The sequence below is a fragment of the Caulobacter sp. FW305-C-30-S16 genome (assembly GCF_058783025.1).
Genome location: NZ_JBYSYH010000002.1, coordinates 636,254 through 652,328, shown reverse-complemented (window position 1 = coordinate 652,328; position 16,075 = coordinate 636,254). Strand labels below are relative to the sequence as shown.

13 protein-coding genes are annotated in these 16,075 nt (G+C 69.8%); 4 read left to right on the top strand and 9 right to left on the bottom strand.

Annotated elements, in window-relative coordinates; translation table 11 throughout:
* The first annotated feature begins 52 nt into the window (after nucleotides 1–52).
* Together AC3WJT_RS10175 and AC3WJT_RS10170 are read left to right on the top strand one after the other, a co-directional pair.
* On the top strand, nucleotides 53–2,263 hold the full coding sequence (locus AC3WJT_RS10175) for a putative bifunctional diguanylate cyclase/phosphodiesterase (protein WP_492342998.1): 2,211 nt from the start codon (nucleotides 53–55) through the stop codon (nucleotides 2,261–2,263).
* A gap of 131 nt (nucleotides 2,264–2,394) precedes the next feature.
* On the top strand, nucleotides 2,395–2,886 hold the full coding sequence (locus AC3WJT_RS10170; protein ID WP_492342997.1) for an RcnB family protein: 492 nt from the start codon (nucleotides 2,395–2,397) through the stop codon (nucleotides 2,884–2,886).
* A gap of 146 nt (nucleotides 2,887–3,032) precedes the next feature.
* On the opposite strand, the gene putA is transcribed toward AC3WJT_RS10170, so the two are convergent.
* Nucleotides 3,033–6,128 (bottom strand): bifunctional proline dehydrogenase/L-glutamate gamma-semialdehyde dehydrogenase PutA, encoded by a 3,096-nt coding sequence (gene putA / locus AC3WJT_RS10165; protein ID WP_492342996.1) that lies wholly within the window; start codon nucleotides 6,126–6,128, stop codon nucleotides 3,033–3,035.
* 124 nt (nucleotides 6,129–6,252) lie between these two features.
* On the opposite strand from putA, the gene AC3WJT_RS10160 reads away from it, so the two are divergent.
* Both AC3WJT_RS10160 and AC3WJT_RS10155 read left to right on the top strand, forming a co-directional pair.
* Nucleotides 6,253–6,708 (top strand): Lrp/AsnC ligand binding domain-containing protein, encoded by a 456-nt coding sequence (locus AC3WJT_RS10160; RefSeq protein ID WP_492342995.1) that lies wholly within the window; start codon nucleotides 6,253–6,255, stop codon nucleotides 6,706–6,708.
* A gap of 86 nt (nucleotides 6,709–6,794) precedes the next feature.
* Nucleotides 6,795–8,144, top strand: a complete 1,350-nt coding sequence (locus AC3WJT_RS10155; protein ID WP_492342994.1) for a PQQ-dependent sugar dehydrogenase — start codon at nucleotides 6,795–6,797, stop codon at nucleotides 8,142–8,144.
* Nucleotides 8,145–8,372: 228 nt separating this feature from the next.
* Here AC3WJT_RS10155 and AC3WJT_RS10150 read toward each other — a convergent pair whose 3' ends face one another.
* The 8 genes from AC3WJT_RS10150 to AC3WJT_RS10115 all read right to left on the bottom strand — a co-directional run bounded on the left by AC3WJT_RS10150 (nucleotide 8,373) and on the right by AC3WJT_RS10115 (nucleotide 16,048).
* Nucleotides 8,373–9,545 carry an acetyl-CoA C-acetyltransferase gene (locus AC3WJT_RS10150; RefSeq protein WP_492342993.1) on the bottom strand — a complete coding sequence of 391 codons (1,173 nt, stop codon included), beginning with the start codon at nucleotides 9,543–9,545 and terminating at the stop codon, nucleotides 8,373–8,375.
* Nucleotides 9,546–9,743: 198 nt separating this feature from the next.
* The gene (locus AC3WJT_RS10145) at nucleotides 9,744–10,262 is read right to left on the bottom strand and encodes a flavin reductase family protein (protein WP_492342992.1); all 519 of its coding nucleotides are present in this window, start codon (nucleotides 10,260–10,262) and stop codon (nucleotides 9,744–9,746) included.
* Nucleotides 10,263–10,304: 42 nt separating this feature from the next.
* The gene (locus AC3WJT_RS10140) at nucleotides 10,305–11,222 is read right to left on the bottom strand and encodes a hypothetical protein (RefSeq protein WP_492342991.1); all 918 of its coding nucleotides are present in this window, start codon (nucleotides 11,220–11,222) and stop codon (nucleotides 10,305–10,307) included.
* On the bottom strand, nucleotides 11,219–12,142 hold the full coding sequence (locus tag AC3WJT_RS10135; protein ID WP_492342990.1) for a glycosyltransferase family 2 protein: 924 nt from the start codon (nucleotides 12,140–12,142) through the stop codon (nucleotides 11,219–11,221). Before AC3WJT_RS10135 ends, AC3WJT_RS10140 begins: the two co-directional genes overlap by 4 nt.
* 5 nt (nucleotides 12,143–12,147) lie before the next feature.
* Entirely contained in the window at nucleotides 12,148–13,305 is a 1,158-nt protein-coding gene (locus AC3WJT_RS10130) for a GNAT family N-acetyltransferase (protein ID WP_492342989.1), read from the bottom strand.
* Nucleotides 13,306–13,370: 65 nt separating this feature from the next.
* Nucleotides 13,371–13,868 (bottom strand): GAF domain-containing protein, encoded by a 498-nt coding sequence (locus AC3WJT_RS10125; RefSeq protein WP_492342988.1) that lies wholly within the window; start codon nucleotides 13,866–13,868, stop codon nucleotides 13,371–13,373.
* A gap of 115 nt (nucleotides 13,869–13,983) precedes the next feature.
* A complete protein-coding gene (locus tag AC3WJT_RS10120) occupies nucleotides 13,984–15,222 on the bottom strand; it encodes an acetyl-CoA C-acetyltransferase (protein ID WP_492342987.1) in 1,239 nt (412 codons plus the stop codon).
* Between the two features lie 43 nt (nucleotides 15,223–15,265).
* Entirely contained in the window at nucleotides 15,266–16,048 is a 783-nt protein-coding gene (locus AC3WJT_RS10115) for an SDR family NAD(P)-dependent oxidoreductase (RefSeq protein ID WP_492342986.1), read from the bottom strand.
* Nucleotides 16,049–16,075: the final 27 nt, after the last annotated feature.

The window sequence follows — 16,075 nt, the reverse complement described above, 5'->3', positions numbered from 1 at the left end:
TTAGGAGTGCCCGTTCATAACCGTCCGCTCAAGGCAATGCGGATTGGTCGGAATGCCCAAGAGATTCCTGAAGGCGGACTTCTTCTGGCCGCTCGCGATTCTCGCGCTGGTCACCATGGCGGTGCTGGTCGCCATGGTGCTCAGCCTGGTCCATCAGTTTGACTCCGTCTCGCGTGAACGGGAGCAGGCTCTGGTGGCCAACGGCCTGACCGGGATCACCAGCGAAGTCGCGCATCGCGTCGTCCCGCAGGCGCTCTGGGACGAGGCCGTGCGCAATCTCGACAACCGGTTCAATCCGGTGTGGGCCAGCGAAAACGTCGGCCAGTTCCTGAACCAGACCGGCGGCTTCGACGCCGCCTTCGTGCTCGATGGCGGGGACCAGCCGATCTACGCCGCAGACGGGGGACGCACGGTCGACGCCGACGCCTTCGCGCGCTTCGCGCCTTCGGCCGCGGGGATCGTGGCGTCCGTTCGCGCCCGGGAAGCCGCTCGCGTCCGGAAGGACGCCCGCCGGGCCGCGCCGGACCAGATCCCGGGACCGATTCAGGCCAGTTCGATCGCCAAGGTGAACGGCCGGCTCTACATCCTGTCGGCAACGCTCGTTCAACCCGACTTCGGGCACGCGCGGCCGAAGGGCGCCCAGGCGCCAATCATCGTCGCCGGCATGTTGCTCGGACAGCCCTTCCTGGAGCGGTTCAGCGAGCGGTTCATGCTCAGGAACCTGCATGTTCACGGCGAGGATTCCCGGGCCGACAAGCGTCAGGCGCATATCCCGCTGCGAACCTATGAGGGCGTGTATGTCGCCACGCTCGACTGGGAGCCCCAGACGCCCGGCAAGACCATGCTCGACCAGATCGGCGGCCCCATTCTGATCATTGTCGGCCTGCTGGGCCTGGCGGCCCTGACGCTCTACCGGCGCGCCAGCGGCATGGCGCAAAGCCTCGTGGCCAGCGAGGCGCGCGCCACGCATCTGGCCTATTTCGATCCGCTGACCGGCCTGCCCAATCGCACGAGGTTCCAGGAGCGCCTGGAACACGCGCTCGACCAACTGAGGCGCGACCACGAGGCGACCGTCGCGGTGCATTCCATCGACCTCGATCGCTTCAAGGAAATCAACGACCTGCACGGCCATCAGGTCGGCGATCAGCTGATCAAGCTGGCGGCTCGCCGCCTGGCCGCTGTCTGCCGGTCAACGGACACCTTCGCGCGGTTCGGCGCTGACGAGTTCGCCATCGTCCAGGCCAACGCCACCGCGGCCCAGGCGGCGGCGCTCGCCGACAGGCTGATCGAGGCCATGACCGCGCCCTTCTATCTGGAGACCATCCGGTCGTTCATCGGCTGCTCCATCGGCATCACCATGATCACCGACGGGGACGTGGATCCCGGCGAGGCGATCCGGCAGGCCGACATGGCCCTGACCCGCGCAAGGGCTGACGGCGGAAGCCGGTTCTGCTTCTTCGAGATCGAAATGGACGCCGCCGTGAAGACCCGGCGCTCGCTCGAGATCGACCTGCGCGAGGCGCTGTCCGACGGCGCGCTGGAGATGGCCTATCAGCCGCAGGTCAACCACCGGGGCGTAATGACCGGCGTCGAGGCCCTCGTGCGCTGGCGCCACCCGATCCGCGGGCTGATCTCGCCCGAGTATTTCGTGCCCATCGCCGAGGAATGCGGCCTGATCAGCGAACTGGGGCTGTTCACCATCGCCCGCGCCTTCCAGGACAGTCGCCGGTGGAAGGGCCTCAAGGTCGCGATCAACGTCTCGGCCATCCAGTTGCGCACGCCGGGCTTCGTCACGGCCGTCTCCACCCTGGTGTCCCGTCTGCGGGTCGACCCGCGCCGGTTCGAACTGGAGATCACCGAAACCGTGCTGATCGGCGACGATCCCGAGACGCACGATACGCTGAGGCGCCTGCGCGACCTCGGATTCAGCCTGGCGCTCGACGACTTCGGAACCGGCTATTCGAGCCTGAGCTATCTGAAGCGGTTCCCGATCAGCAAGATCAAGATCGACCGCTCGTTCATCGCCAACCTGGGTATCGACGACGAGGCCGACGCGGTCGTCGGCGCGATCATCCGCCTGGCCCGCGCCCTGAAGCTCAACGTGATCGCCGAGGGCGTCGAAACCTCCGACCAGCGCGACCGGCTGGCAGCCGCCGGCTGTTCCGAGATCCAGGGCTACCTGTTCAGCAAGCCCGTCTCGGCCGCCGACATCGAGGCTCTGCGGGCGGCGCCGACCCCGATGCGGACAGCCCGCGCCGCCTGACCCCCAGGTCTCGGCGATGAACGGGAGATGACCAGGGCCGTTCAGACTGGGCTCAAGTGCCCCCCCTCATAAGGGTCTCAACAACGGCCGCTTCCGGATCCTCCGAGGGCCCAGCCGTCAGGAGACCTGCCATGAAGAAGATCCTCACCGCCGCGATCGCCCTGTCGGTCCTGGCCTCCGCCGGCGCCGCCAGCGCCCAGTCGTATCAGGGTCGTCCGCAGCAAGGCGGCTATCAGCAGGGCTACGACGACCGCCGGGACGACCGTCGCGATGATCGTCGGGACGAGCGTCGCGATGACCGCTACGACCGCCGCGACGACCGTCGGGACGACCGCTACGACCGCCGCTATGACCGCGCCGAAAGCCGCTACGAGCGCCGCGCCGAGCGTCGCTACAACGCCGGCCGGTACTATGCGCCGCGTGGCTATCAGGCCCGTCAGTGGCGCCGGGGCGAGCAGCTCCCGTACCAGTACCGCACCAGCGGCTACTACGTTGACCACCGCGCCTATCGCCTGGCGCCCCCGCCCTACGGCTATCGCTACGTGCGGGTGAACGACGACGTCGTCCTGACCGCCATCGCCACGGGCGTCATCGCCTCGGTCGTGTTCGGCATGTTCAACTAGGTTTTCCCCCGGACCTGGTGAGACGACGCCCCCGGAGAGCCATCTCCGGGGGCGTTTTCGTGTCGGGGACATGTACCGAAGGTACGTGTCCCCCAATCGAGCGGCCTCGGGTTTAGGGGACACGTACCTGAAGGTACATGTCCCCTTCAGTCCTCCAGGCTCAGCAGCGTCGCGTTGCCGCCGGCGGAGGTGGTGTCGATCGAGACGGTGCGTTCGACGGCGAAGCGGGCGAGGTAGTGCGGGCCGCCGGCCTTCGGGCCGGTGCCGCTGAGGCCCTCGCCGCCGAACGGCTGAACGCCGACGACCGCGCCGATCATCGAGCGGTTCACATAGAGGTTGCCGACTTTCGCCGCCGCCCTAACCCGGTCGGCGGTCTCGCCGATGCGGCTGTGCAGGCCCATGGTCAGACCGTAGCCCGAGGCGTTGATGCGGGCGAGCAGGCCGTCCAGGTCCCCGCCCTTCCAGGTCACCACATGCAGGACCGGGCCGAACACCTCGCGGGTCAGGTCCTCGACCTTGTCCAGCCGGATCACGGTCGGCGGCACGAAGGTCCCGCCTTGCGTCCCTTCCGGCAGGGCCAGCTGGTGGATCACATGCGGGCGCTGGGCGTCGATCCAGGCCATCAGGCCGTCACGCGCCTGGGCGTCGATCACCGGGCCGACGTCGGTGTCGGGACGGGCCGGGTCGCCGATGACCAGCTCGGCCATGGCGCCGCCGAGCATTTCCAGCACCTTGTCGGCGATATCCTCCTGCACGCAGAGCAGGCGCAGGGCCGAGCAGCGCTGGCCGGCGCTCTGGAAGGCCGAGATGATCACGTCGTTCACGACCTGCTCGGGCAGGGCGGTGGAGTCGACGATCATCGCGTTGAGGCCGCCGGTTTCGGCGATCAGCGGCACCAGCGGGCGGGTCTCGTCGTCCAGCAGGGTGCGGGCGATGCGGCGGGCCGTGGCCGTCGAGCCGGTGAAACAGACGCCCATGACGCGCGGGTCGGCGGTCAGGGCCTGGCCGACCTCGGGGCCGCCGGGGACCAGCGCGATCACGTCGGCGGGCACACCCGCTTCCAGCAGCAGCTGCACCGCCGCATGGGCGATCAGCGGCGTCTGCGGCGCGGGCTTCGCCACCACCGCGTTGCCGGCGACGAGCGCCGCCGAGACCTGGCCGAGGAAGATGGCCAGCGGGAAGTTCCACGGGCTGACGCAGGCGAAGACGCCGCGTCCGGACAGGGTCAGCTCGTTCGTCTCGCCCGTCGGCCCGGGCAGGGTCACAGGCCGGAAGGTCTCGCGGGCGCGGGCGGCGTAGTAGCGGCAGAAGTCGACGGCTTCCCGCACCTCGCCCAGCGCGTCGGGGATGGTCTTGCCGGCTTCGCGCACGGCCAGGGCCATCAGGCGCACGCGGTCGCGCTCCATCAGGTCGGCCATGCGGTCGAGGACGGCGGCGCGCTCGACGACCGGTGTGGCGGCCCAGGCGTGCTGGGCGGCGGCGGCCAGCCCGATGGCGCGCGACACGTCGGCGACGGAGGCCTCGACCACCTCGCCCACCACGCGGCCATGGTCGGCCGGATCGGTGACCGGCTTGCCGACGCCGGAAACGGCCTTGCCGCCGATCAGGGGTGCGGCGGACTGCTTCACAGCCCAGGTCTTGGCCATCTCGGCCACCAGTCCGTCCAGCACGGCGCGGTCGGTGAGGTCCAGGCCGGCGGAGTTGCGGCGTTCGGGGGCGTAGAGATCCATGGGGTTGGCGATCCGGCTGTGGGGCTGGAAGCCCGCTTTTTCAACGATGGCGACGGGGTCGGCGAGCAGCTCTTCGTCGCTGATGCTCTCGTCGGCGATCTGGTGGACGAAGCTGGTGTTGGCCCCGTTCTCGAGCAGGCGGCGGACGAGGTAGGCCAGCAGGTCGCGATAGCCGCCGACCGGCGCATAGACCCGCGCGGCGACGCCCTTTTCCTGCATGAGCCGCTCATAGAGGCCGCCGCCCATGCCGTGCAGCCGCTGGAACTCGAAGTCCCGCCGCGCGCCGGCCCACTGCAGGATGGTCGCGACCGTCAGACCGTTGTGGGTGGCGAAGGCCGGATAGATGCCCGGCGCATCGAGCATCGCCCGGGCGCAGGCGAGGTAGGAGACGTCCGTCGCCGCCTTGCGGGTGAACACCGGATAGTCGGGCAGGCCGCGCTCCTGGCCGCGCTTGATCTCGCTGTCCCAGTAGGCGCCCTTGACCAGGCGCACGGTCAGCTTGCGGCCGGTCTCGCGGCCCAGGGCGTCGGCCCAGGCGATCACGGCGGGCGCGCGGCGCTGGTAGGCCTGGATCGCCATGCCCAGGCCATCCCAGCCCTTGAGCTCCGGCGCACGCGCGAGGGCCTCGATGATGTCGAGGCTCATCTCCAGCCGCTCGGCCTCCTCGGCGTCGATGGTCAGGCCGATGCCGTGCTCCAGCGCCGCCAGGGCCAGTTGCAGCGTGCGGTCGATCAGGTCGGGGACGCAGGTCGCGTCCTTGCCGGTCTCGTAGCGTGGGTGGATGGCCGAGAGCTTGACCGAGACGCTGTCGCGCGCGGCCATCTCGCCCTTGAACCCGGCCACCCGGCCGACCGCCGCGATGGCGTCGAGATAGGCCTGCAGATAGCCGTCGGCGTCTTCCATCGTGCGGGCGCCCTCGCCCAGCATGTCGAAGCTGTGCCGGAAGGCCGCCGCCCCGCCCCGGTCCGCGCGCTTCAGCGCCTCGGTGATGGTCCGGCCGAGCACGAAGGCTTCGCCCATCATCTGCATCGCCGCCGCCACGGCCTTGAGGATCGCCGGCTCGCCCAGCCGCCCGACCAGCTTCGTCAGGGTCCCGGCCTCGTCGTCCATAAGCCCGCGGGCGAGGATCAGGCCGAGCGTGGCGGAGTTGACCAGCACCGAGCCGGACTGGCCGGCGTGGGCCGCCCAGTCGGCCCGGCCCAGCTTGTCGCGCACCAGCTCGGCGGCGGTCAGGGGGTCGGGCACCCGCAGATAGGCCTCGGCCAGCGACAGCAGGGCCACGCCCTCGTCGGTGGTCAGGCTGTATTCCTGCAGGAACCGCTCGACCCAGCCGTCGGACCCGGCCTTGCGCAGGTCGGCCAGCAGGACCTTCGCCTGGGCCTCGACCGCGGCGCGTTCGGCGGCGGTGAGCGTCGCGGCGGGGACCAGGGCGGCCAGCCGCTCGGGCTCGGGCGCGCGATAGAGGGGCGCGATGGCGGCGCGGGCGGCCGCGAGAGTCGGTCGGTCGGACATGGGCTACACAGGCTGACGAAGGATGATCGGTGATACCCCGGATCGCGGCGAATGTGCTTGGCTTGTCGCGGGAATGACCGTAGGTTTTCTCCAATACTGACTTCTACGCCGAAGGGTCTTCACCATGCTCGACGAGATCGACCGCCGCATCCTGCGGGTGCTGCAGACCGACGGCCGGATCACCAACCAGGACCTGGCGCAGCAGGTCGGCCTCAGCCCCGCCGCCTGCCACGAGCGGTTCCGCCGCCTGCGCGAGCGCGGCTACATCACCGGCTTCGCCGCCCTGCTCGACCCGGCGATGATGGACCGCGCCCTGTTGATCTTCGTCGAGATCCAGCTGGACCGCACCACCGCCGAAACCTTCGACCAGTTCGCCGCGGCCGTGCGGAGGGCGCCGGAGATCCTCGAGTGCCACATGGTCGCCGGCGGGTTCGACTACCTGATCAAGGCGCGGGTCGAGGACATGACGGCGTATCGCGCGTTCCTGGGCGGGACCTTGGTGGATTTGCCGGGCGTGCGGGAGACGCGGACCTATGCGGTGCTGGAGGAGGTGAAGAACACGGTGGCTTTGCCGGTGTGACGCCCCTTGTCCGGAGGGAGAGGATTGGGGGTGGCAATGGCCCTTCCGCGCCCTATCCTCAGGCGAAACGCCTCCGAGGAAACGCCATGTCCCGTTCCGCCACGCTCGCCGTTCTGACGGCCGCCCTGTTTGCGACCACCGCCTGCGGCAAGCCGAGCGAATTGCCGTCGGCGGCGACTTATGGCGCGGACGTCCAGCTGACCGCGCCCGATCCGAACGGGCCGATCCCGACGCTCAATCCGGCCAAGGCCGTGGGCTGGCCCGCGGGCGGGGCGCCGACGGCGCCGGCCGGGTTCGTGGTGACGCGGTTCGCCGAGGGGCTGGACCATCCGCGCTGGCTGTACCCGCTGCCGAACGGCGATGTGCTGGTGGTCGAGAGCAACTCGCCGCCGCGCAAGAAGAAGGGGCTGACCGACTGGGTCGCGGCCGCCGTGTTCAAGCGCGCCGGGGCCGCCGCGCCGAGCGCCAACCGCATCACCCTGCTGCGCGACGCCGACGGCGACGGGACGCCCGAGGTGAAGACCGCCTTCCTGACCGGGCTGAACTCGCCGCTTGGCGTCGCCCTGGTCGGCGAGACCCTCTATGTCGCCAACACCGACGCGGTGCTGGCCTTCCCGTATGTGGCCGGTGCGACCGCGATCACCGCGCCGGGGGTCAAGATCACCGACCTGCCCGCCGGCGAGCCGAACCAGCACTGGGTGCGCAACCTGCTGGCCAGCCCGGACGGGACGAAGCTGTACGTGTCGGTCGGCTCGCACTCCAACCTCGCCGAGGGCGGGATCGAGAAGGAGGCGCGGCGCGCCGGGATCCTCGAGATCGACCTGGCCAGCAAGGCGGTGAGGGTGTTCGCCACCGGGCTGCGCAACCCGGTCGGAATGGCCTGGGAGCCGACGGGCGGGGCGCTGTGGACCGCCGTCAACGAGCGCGACATGCTCGGCAACGACCTGGTCCCCGACTACATGACCAGCGTGAAGGACGGCGGCCACTACGGCTGGCCGTGGAGCTATTTCGGCCAGAACGTCGATGTGCGGATGCAGCCGCAGCGGCCGGACATGGTGGCCAAGGCGCTGAAGCCCGACTACGCCCTGGGAGCGCATACGGCGTCGCTGGGGCTGACGTTCCTGCCGGCGATCCCGGTGGTGGAACTGGCCGCGGGCCAGACCGCGCCGGCGACCTTCCCGGCCCGCTACGCGCTGGGCGCCTTCGTCGGCCAGCACGGCTCGTGGAACCGCAATCCGGTCAGCGGCTACAAGGTGGTGTTCGTGCCGTTCGCCGGCGGCAAGCCGGCCGGGGCCGCGGAGGACTTCCTGACCGGCTTCCTCGACGCGAAGGGCCAGGCGCTGGGGAGGCCGGTGGGCGTGACCTTCGACCGCACCGGCGCGCTGCTGGTGGCGGACGATGTGGGGAATGTGGTGTGGCGGGTGGCGGCTAAATGATCCTCCCCTCGTAGAGGGGGGGGGGGGGGGACCAGCCGGAGGCTGGTGGAGGGGGCTTCGCAGGTGTTGGCGGCCCGATCCTGAATTCCGGTCTCTCCGGACGCTTCGGAGCCGCCCCTCCACCGCTCTCCGAGCGGTCCCCCTCCCCGCTTCGCGGAGAGGAAAGAATAGAAAAGGGCCGCTCACCGGGTTGGTGAGCGGCCCTTTCGTCAGAGGGTCAGGGCGCGATCAGAGCGCTTCGACGATCGTCACGTTGGCCAGGCCGCCGCCTTCGCACATGGTCTGGAGACCGTAGCGCTTGCCGGTGCGGCGCAGGTTGTGGACCAGGGTGGCCATCAGCTTGGCGCCGGAGCCGCCGAGCGGGTGGCCGAGCGCGATGGCGCCGCCCGAGATGTTCAGCTTGTCCGGGTCGGCGTCGTTGCCCTGCAGCCAGGCCAGCGGCACGGGCGCGAAGGCTTCGTTGACCTCGTACAGGTCGATGTCGTTGATCGACATGCCGGCCTTCTTGAGCGCCTTCTGGGTGGCGAAGACGGGCTCCTCCAGCATGATCACGGGGTCACCGGCGGTGACCGTCATGTGGTGGATACGGGCCAGCGGGGCGACGCCGAGGCGCTTGAGGCCCGCTTCGTTGACGACCAGGATGCCCGAGGCGCCGTCGCAGATCTGGCTGGAGGTGGCGGCCGTGACCGTGCCGCCCTCGACCAGCAGCTTCACGCCCTTGATGCCCTCGAGGCTGGCCTCGAAGCGGATCCCCTCGTCGACGACGTGGGACTCGGTCTTGCCCTCGGCCGTGGTGATCTCGACCGGCACGATCTCGCTGTCGAAGTAGCCCGCCTTGGTCGCGGCGATGGCCTTCATGTGGCTGCCGTAGGCCCACTCGTCGAGCTGGTCCTTGGTGAAGCCATACTTCTTGGCGATCATCTCGGCGCCGGCGAACTGGCTGAACTGGATGTTCGGATAGCGCTCCTGCATGTTCGGGCTCATGTAGTTGCCCATGCCGGCCTTCAGCGCGAGGATCGAGGGGCTGCCCATCGGCACGCGGCTCATGCTCTCGACGCCGGCGGCGATGACGCAGTCCATGGCGCCAGACATCACGGCCTGGGCCGCGAAGTGCAGCGACTGCTGCGAGGAGCCGCACTGACGGTCGACCGAGGTGGCCGGCACGCTTTCCGGGAAGCCGCTGGCGAGCACGGCGTTGCGGGCGATGTTGACCGCCTGTTCGCCGCCCTGGCCGACGCAGCCCATGATCACGTCCTCGACGGTGGCCGGATCGGCGCCCGTGCGCGCGACGAGGGCCTTGAGGACCTCACCGGCCAGGTCGGCGGGGTGAACCCCGCTCAGTCGGCCACCCTTGCGGCCGCCCGCAGTGCGGCCGGCGGCGACGATATAGGCTTCACCCATGGGGTATCTCCCGGATCAGGTTTTCGTTTACGTACGCGTCACTTAAGCGCTCGAACGCCCCGCGCCAAGTATGACCCAGCGTCAGGGGCGTGGGGAGTAGGGCGTAGGGAGTAGGGAGTAGGGAGTAGCTAACGGGTGGGACGCGGAGGCGGCGGCGTGCAAAGGCTGAACTACTCCCTACTCCCTACTCCCTAAGCCCTAATCCGTATGCACCTTGCGGTAGCCGCCGCGCAGATAGACCAGCGGCTCGTGGTCGGCGTCGTGGTGCACCTTGAGGATGCGGCCGATGAGGATGCGGTGATCGCCCGCCTCGATGCTCTGCTCCGTGCGGCACTCGAAATTTGCCATGCAGCCCGGCAGCACCGGGGCGCCGGTATGCCAGGTCTCCGGCGTGACGCCCTCGAACCGATCCGCGCCGCGGCGGGCGAACTGGGCGGCCAGCGCCTGCTGGTCGACGTGCAGCACATTGACCACGAAGGCGCCGCTGGCGTTCAGGGCCGGCAGGCAACTGGCCTCGTTGCCGACGCAGATCAGCGCCAGCGGGGGGTCCAGCGACACCGAGGCGAAGCTGTTGGCGGTGAACCCTACCGGGCGGCCGTCCTCATCCAGCGTGGTGACGACCGTCACGCCCGTGGTGAAACAGCCGAACGCGTCCCGCAGCGCGCGGGCGTCGGCGGCGGCTTCGCCGGTCAGATCAATGGTGCGAGGTCCGGTCATCCCGCCCATTTGGAGCGATCAGGGCGGGTGGGCAAGGGCTGGTTACGCCGCGCGCTTCGTCAGGCCCGGAACCTCGAGCTCCAGATTGAACGTCACCGGCAGCACCCGCTCGCGGGCCTTCTGCAGCTTCAGGACCTTGGCGGCGCGGGCGGCGGCGACCTTGGTCAGGCCGAGGGCCGAGAAGCCCGGCTGGATCGCCGGATCGGCGCCCAGCCGCCGACGCAGCAGGCCGTTGGCGTAGATCACATTGGCCCGCATCAGCGCCGCCGGAGTCATATACTCCATCGACAGCGAGACATTGAGCATCGGCCCGTTCTCGATGCGGTGGGGCGCGTTCTGCGGCCAGGTCAGCATGCGGCCGGGCGTCAACTGGACCTTCGCCGCGCCGGCGTCCCAGGCGGGATCGAAGGCGAACTGCTCGGCCGTCTCGCGCAGCACGATGGCCTCCAGCGCCTCGGGACCGACATAGGGGTCGGCCACCGGATAGGCCCAGACCGTCTTCACGCCGCGGATCTGCCACAGCGACACCAGCGGCACGTCCAGATGGTAGAAGACCTGGGCGTTGGGGGAGCTGATCAGGACGCCCAGATCGCGCTTCATCGTGCGCAGACCCGGGACGGTCGCTTCCTTCTCGGCGAACACCTCGCCGGCCAGGGCGTCATACTCGGGCAGGTGGTCGTTGACCGCGCGCAGGTTCAGCCAGATGCGGCCCTCGCGGGCCATCCGCAGCAGGGTCTGGCCAGACAGGTTGCCCGCCACGCCGCGCCGCCAGGTGCGCCACTCGCGCGGGTCCTCGCCCATGGTGAAGACGCCCAGCCTGTCGCGCGGATAGCGGTCCAGCAGGTCGGCCAGGCCGTCGTCGTCGAACATCGGCCGGGTGTGCAGGTCGTGGTCGAAGGTCAGCACTTCCTTGCCGAAGGCGTGGGCCTTGTCCGGGGTCCAGTCGCGGATGATGGTCATGCGCTGCGTCCGTAGAAGTTGATCTTGAAGGGGCCGAACCAGAGGGTCTTGCCGAGACCCCGGGCCACGCGGTCCAGGGCCTGGGCGCGATCGGGCGCTCCGATCATCCATTTGACCGCCGCGACCGCGCCGAAGACGGCGGTCTGGCCGAGGCCGATGACCATCCAGCGGGCGACGCCGGGCCAGTCGGGCGGCGTCGAGGAGGCGCAATGCTCACTGGGACCCTGTCCGTAGGCGAAGGCGCGCAGAAGCGTGTAGCGGAGCGTCAGCCGGTCCGGGATCGGGTCTTCCCAGACCCAGGCGTCCGGAGCCCAGACGAAGGTCGCGCCGGCCGCCTGCATGGTGCCGAACAGCAGGTCGTCCTCGCCGCCGATGCTGTTGCGGCCGAGGTCGAACGGCTGCTCCGGATTGGGCAGGGCCGCGCGGCGCAGCAGGCTGTCGCCGCAACCGAAATAGCCCGGCATCGGACCGGCGGCGGCCGGCCCCTCGCGGGAAAAGAAGCGCTCGAGATAGTCGCGGTGGACGCGGACCGTCTCCGGCGCGCGGGCGCGGACCGGTCCGAACACCACGTCGCCCTGATAGCGCTCCATCGCGTCCAGCAGGGCCGCCAGCCAGCCTGTCGGGGCTTCCTGGTCATCGTCGAGGAAGGCGATCAGCTCGCCCTGCGCCGCACGCATCGCGCCGTTGCGGACATTGGCCACGCCGGCCTCGGGTACATGGATGTAGCGCACGGGGAACGGCGCGCCGGTCGCCGCCGTCTCGACCGCCAGCCGCGCGCTGGGTTGCTGGTCGTTGTCGGCGACGATCAGTTCGAGCCGGGCCGGATCAACCCCGGTCTGGGCGAGCGCCGAGCGCAGGGCGACGGCCAGGCCCGCGGGCCGGCGCTGGGTCGGGATGACGATGGAAACCGTCGGCCCCATTGGCGCTATTCGCCCTCCGCCATGGCCAGGCGACGGCGCGGCTGGGCCGCGACCGCCTCGACGAAGCCGCGCACCCGGCCTGCCGTGGACAGTTCGGTCACCGCAATGGCGTCCAGGCGGCGGCGCAGGCTGGCGACCATGCCGTCGCGGCGGGCGCCCGCCAGGGTCCAGGCCCGCTCGCGCCCCCCCGCCAGGACACCGGCGGGGGTCGACGCGGCCGCCGTCCCCTCCCCGACCAGCTGGCTCGGGGCGGCGTAATGTCGCTTGTAGTGATCGTGGCTCGGGCCGAGGTCGTAGGTGGTCAGGCCCAGACCCGGCATGGCGGCGATGGCCTTCATCAGGAAGGTCTGGCCCGGCGAGTATTCGCCCAGGTCCGGGTTCGTCGAGGCGACCCACGGGTGAAACCAGCCGTTCTGCGCGACGCCGAAATGGCCGGCGGCGATGGTGTCGCCCGCCCACATCGTCAGGGTGAGGCCGCGCAGCGGGCCGCGCGCGGCGGCGAGGTTGGCCAGCAGTTCGCGCGTCCAGTCGGGACGCAGGAAGTCGGCAACGCCAGTGCGGATCAGCTGTTCGCGTTTCCAGTCCATGATCTGGTCGTAGACCGCCGGGTCATCGCTGGCCTCGATCCGCACGGGACCGACCTCGCGCTCCAGCTTGCTGTCGAGACGGCGCCAGTTCTTGAACCGCTTGGGCGATGCGGCGCGCAGGCTCTCGAGATAGTCGGCCGCCGGGCCGGTGAGCGTGACCGCGTAGCCCGACGTCTCGCCGATCGAGCTTTGGGCGAAGACACCATGGGGATCGACAAGGCCGGTGAAGCGCCAGGCGCTGACCCCGGCCAGGGCCAGGACCCGGTCGGCGGTCAGGCCCGGATGAGGACCGGCGATCAGGCCGTGATAGTCCGACAGCGGCGCGCCGAGCGGACGGGCCATGCCGCCGGGGCGGCGGTGATGGGGCAGGAAGCCGACGATGGCCTCGCCGTCGCGATAGACGGTCACCCGGGCGTCGCTGCGCACCGCGCCGACGGCCATGGCGAAGTCCGGTCCCATCAGCGGGTTGCCGAACGCCGGCTCGGCGGCGACCAGCGCCCTCCAGGCCGACACCTCTTCAGGAGTCAGGGCGGCGGGGTGGACAGAACGGGCGTTCAGCATCGCGGGGCGGCTCACTTTGGGGACAAACCCTGTCCCTGTCGGGGATTCTCACCCCCGCCCAAGCAAGTAGCGGGCCGGAATTAACGGCTGAATACGGACGTCAGGATTTGCTCCAGCCAGCGGGCGTCAACCGCGTCAAAGGCGGCCGGCTGGTCGGAATCGACGTCGAGAACCGCGATCAGGGCGCCGTCAGGGCCGAACACCGGGACCACCACCTCGCTCTGCGAGCGGCTGTCGCAGGCGATGTGCCCCGGAAAGGCGTGCACATCGGGAACAAGCTGGGTCTGGCCGGTCGCCGCCGCGGCGCCGCAGACGCCCCGGCCGAAGGCGATGCGCAGGCAGCCGAGCGTGCCCTGGTAGGGACCGACGACCAGCTCATCTCGCTTGTCCGGATCGACGACATAGAAGCCGGTCCAGAAGTAGTGGTCGAAACTCGCCGCCAGCATCGAGGCGACCGTCGCCATCCGCGCGGTGAGATTGGGCTCCCCGTCGAGCACCGAGGCGATCTCGGCGGCCACCTCGGCGTAGCGGGCCTCGCGGTCGGCGGACAGGGTCAGGTCGTTGAAAGCTTCGGCCATGGCGGTGGATATAGGGGATCGGCGGCGGCGATCCCAGCGCCGGAATAGCAGAAGGGGCCCGCTCGGTGTGAGCGGACCCCCTCCAGGTCGTTCTCCCAAGGTGGGAGGATCAGCCTTACATGCGCTCGACGATGATCGCCGGGGCCATGCCGCCGGCGGCGCACATGGTGATCAGGCCGTAGCGCTTGCCGGTCCGCTCCAGCTCATCGACCATCGTGCCGATGAGGATCGAGCCGGTGGCGCCGATCGGGTGGCCGAGGGCCATGGCGCCGCCGTTCACATTGACCTTGCTGCGGTCGAGCTTCAGGTCGCGGATGAACTTCTCGGCCACGACCGCGAAGGCTTCGTTGATTTCCCACAGGTCGATGTCCTCGACCGTCAGGCCGGCCTTGGCGAGGACCTTGCGGGCCGCCGGGACCGGGGCGTTGAGCATCAGGGTGGGGCTGTCGCCCATGTTGGCCATGGCCACCACGCGGGCGCGCGGCGTCATGCCGTTGGCCTTGGCGTAGGCGGGCGAGGTCAGCAGCAGGGCGGCCGAACCGTCCACGACGCCCGAGCTGTTGCCGGCGTGGTGGAAGAACTTCATGTCGAGGTCCGGATAGACCGCGGTGATCAGTTTGCGGAAGGTCGTGCCGTTGGCGTCGAGCGGCACGTCGGCCAGCGCCTCGAACGACGGCTTCAGGGCCGCGAGGCCTTCAGCGGTCGTCTGCGGACGGGGGAACTCTTCATGGTCGAGGGCCAGCGTGCCGTCTTCCTTGTAGACCGGGATCAGGCTCTTCACGAACCGGTTCTCGGCGATGGCCACGGCGGCGCGCTGCTGGCTGACCAGGGCCAGGGCGTCGAGGGCTTCACGGCTGATGCCTTCCAGGGTCGCGATGGAGTCGGCGCAGATGCCCTGGTGCGACTGGGGATGCTTGGCGCGCAGGCGCAGGTTGCCCTGGTCCATGGTCACCGGGCCGTCTTCCGGCGAGCGACGGTTGGGCATCGACATCATTTCGCAGCCGCCGGCCACAACCATGTCGGACATGCCGGCCATGATGGTCGAGGCGGCGAAGTTCACCGTGGTGATGCCAGAGCCGCAGAAGCGGTCGAGGGTCACGCCGCTGGACTTGATGTCATAGCCCGCGTCCAGAGCCGACATCCGGCCCAGATCGCCGGCGGCCGGACCGCGCTGCGAGCTGGTGCCCCAGATCACGTCGTCGACTTCGGCGGTGTTGATCTTGTTGCGCTCGGCCAGGGCCTTGAGAACCGTCGCGCCCAGCTGCTGCGGGTGCATCTCGGACAGGGCGCCCTTGCCGTATTTGCCGATGCCGCGGGGGGTGCGGACGGCGTCGATGATCCAGGCTTCACTCATGGTCGTGTTCCTTCGGAGGGGATGGGTTTGAAAGCGTCGAAAGTCAGCGGGGGGTCATGCGAATGGCGCCGTCGAGACGGACGTCCTCGCCGTTGAAGTAGCCGTTGGTGATCATGGTGTGCGCCAGGTGGGCGTACTCGTCCGGCATCCCGAGGCGGCGCGGGTTGGGCACCTGGGCGGCCAGGCCGGCCTTCACATGCTCGGGCGCGCGGCCCAGCAGCGGGGTGTCGAAGATGCCCGGCAGGATGGTGTTCACCCGGATCGACTCGCTGGCGAGATCCCGCGCGATGACCAGGGTCATGCCGACGATGCCGGCCTTGGAGGCGGTGTAGGCCACCTGGCCGATCTGGCCGTCCTCGGCCGCGACCGAGGCGGTGTTGACGATCGCGCCGCGCTCGCCGTCTTCCATCGGCTCGAGCGTCAGCATGCCCGCCGCGCTCTTGGTGATGCAGCGGAAGGTGCCGATCAGGTTGATGCCGACGATCCGCTCGAAGTTCTCCAGCGGGTATTCCTTGATCTCGCCGGTCTGCTTGTCGCGGCTGACCGTCTTGGCCCCGCCGCCGACGCCGGCGCAGTTCACGAGGATCCGCTCCTGGCCGATGGCCGCGCGGGCCTTGGCGAAGCCGGCGTCGACCTCCTCGCTGGAGGCCACGTTGACCTTGCAGAACACGCCGCCCAGCTCTTTCGCCAGAGCCTCGCCGAGTTCCTCGTTGAGGTCGAAGATGGCGACCTTGACGCCGTCAGCGGCGAGGCGGCGCGCGGTGGCCGCGCCGAGCCCGGAGGCGCCGCCGGTGATGACCGCCGAGATGGAGGAGTCGAGCTTCATGGAACCGGTCCTGTCAGTGAACGCGGA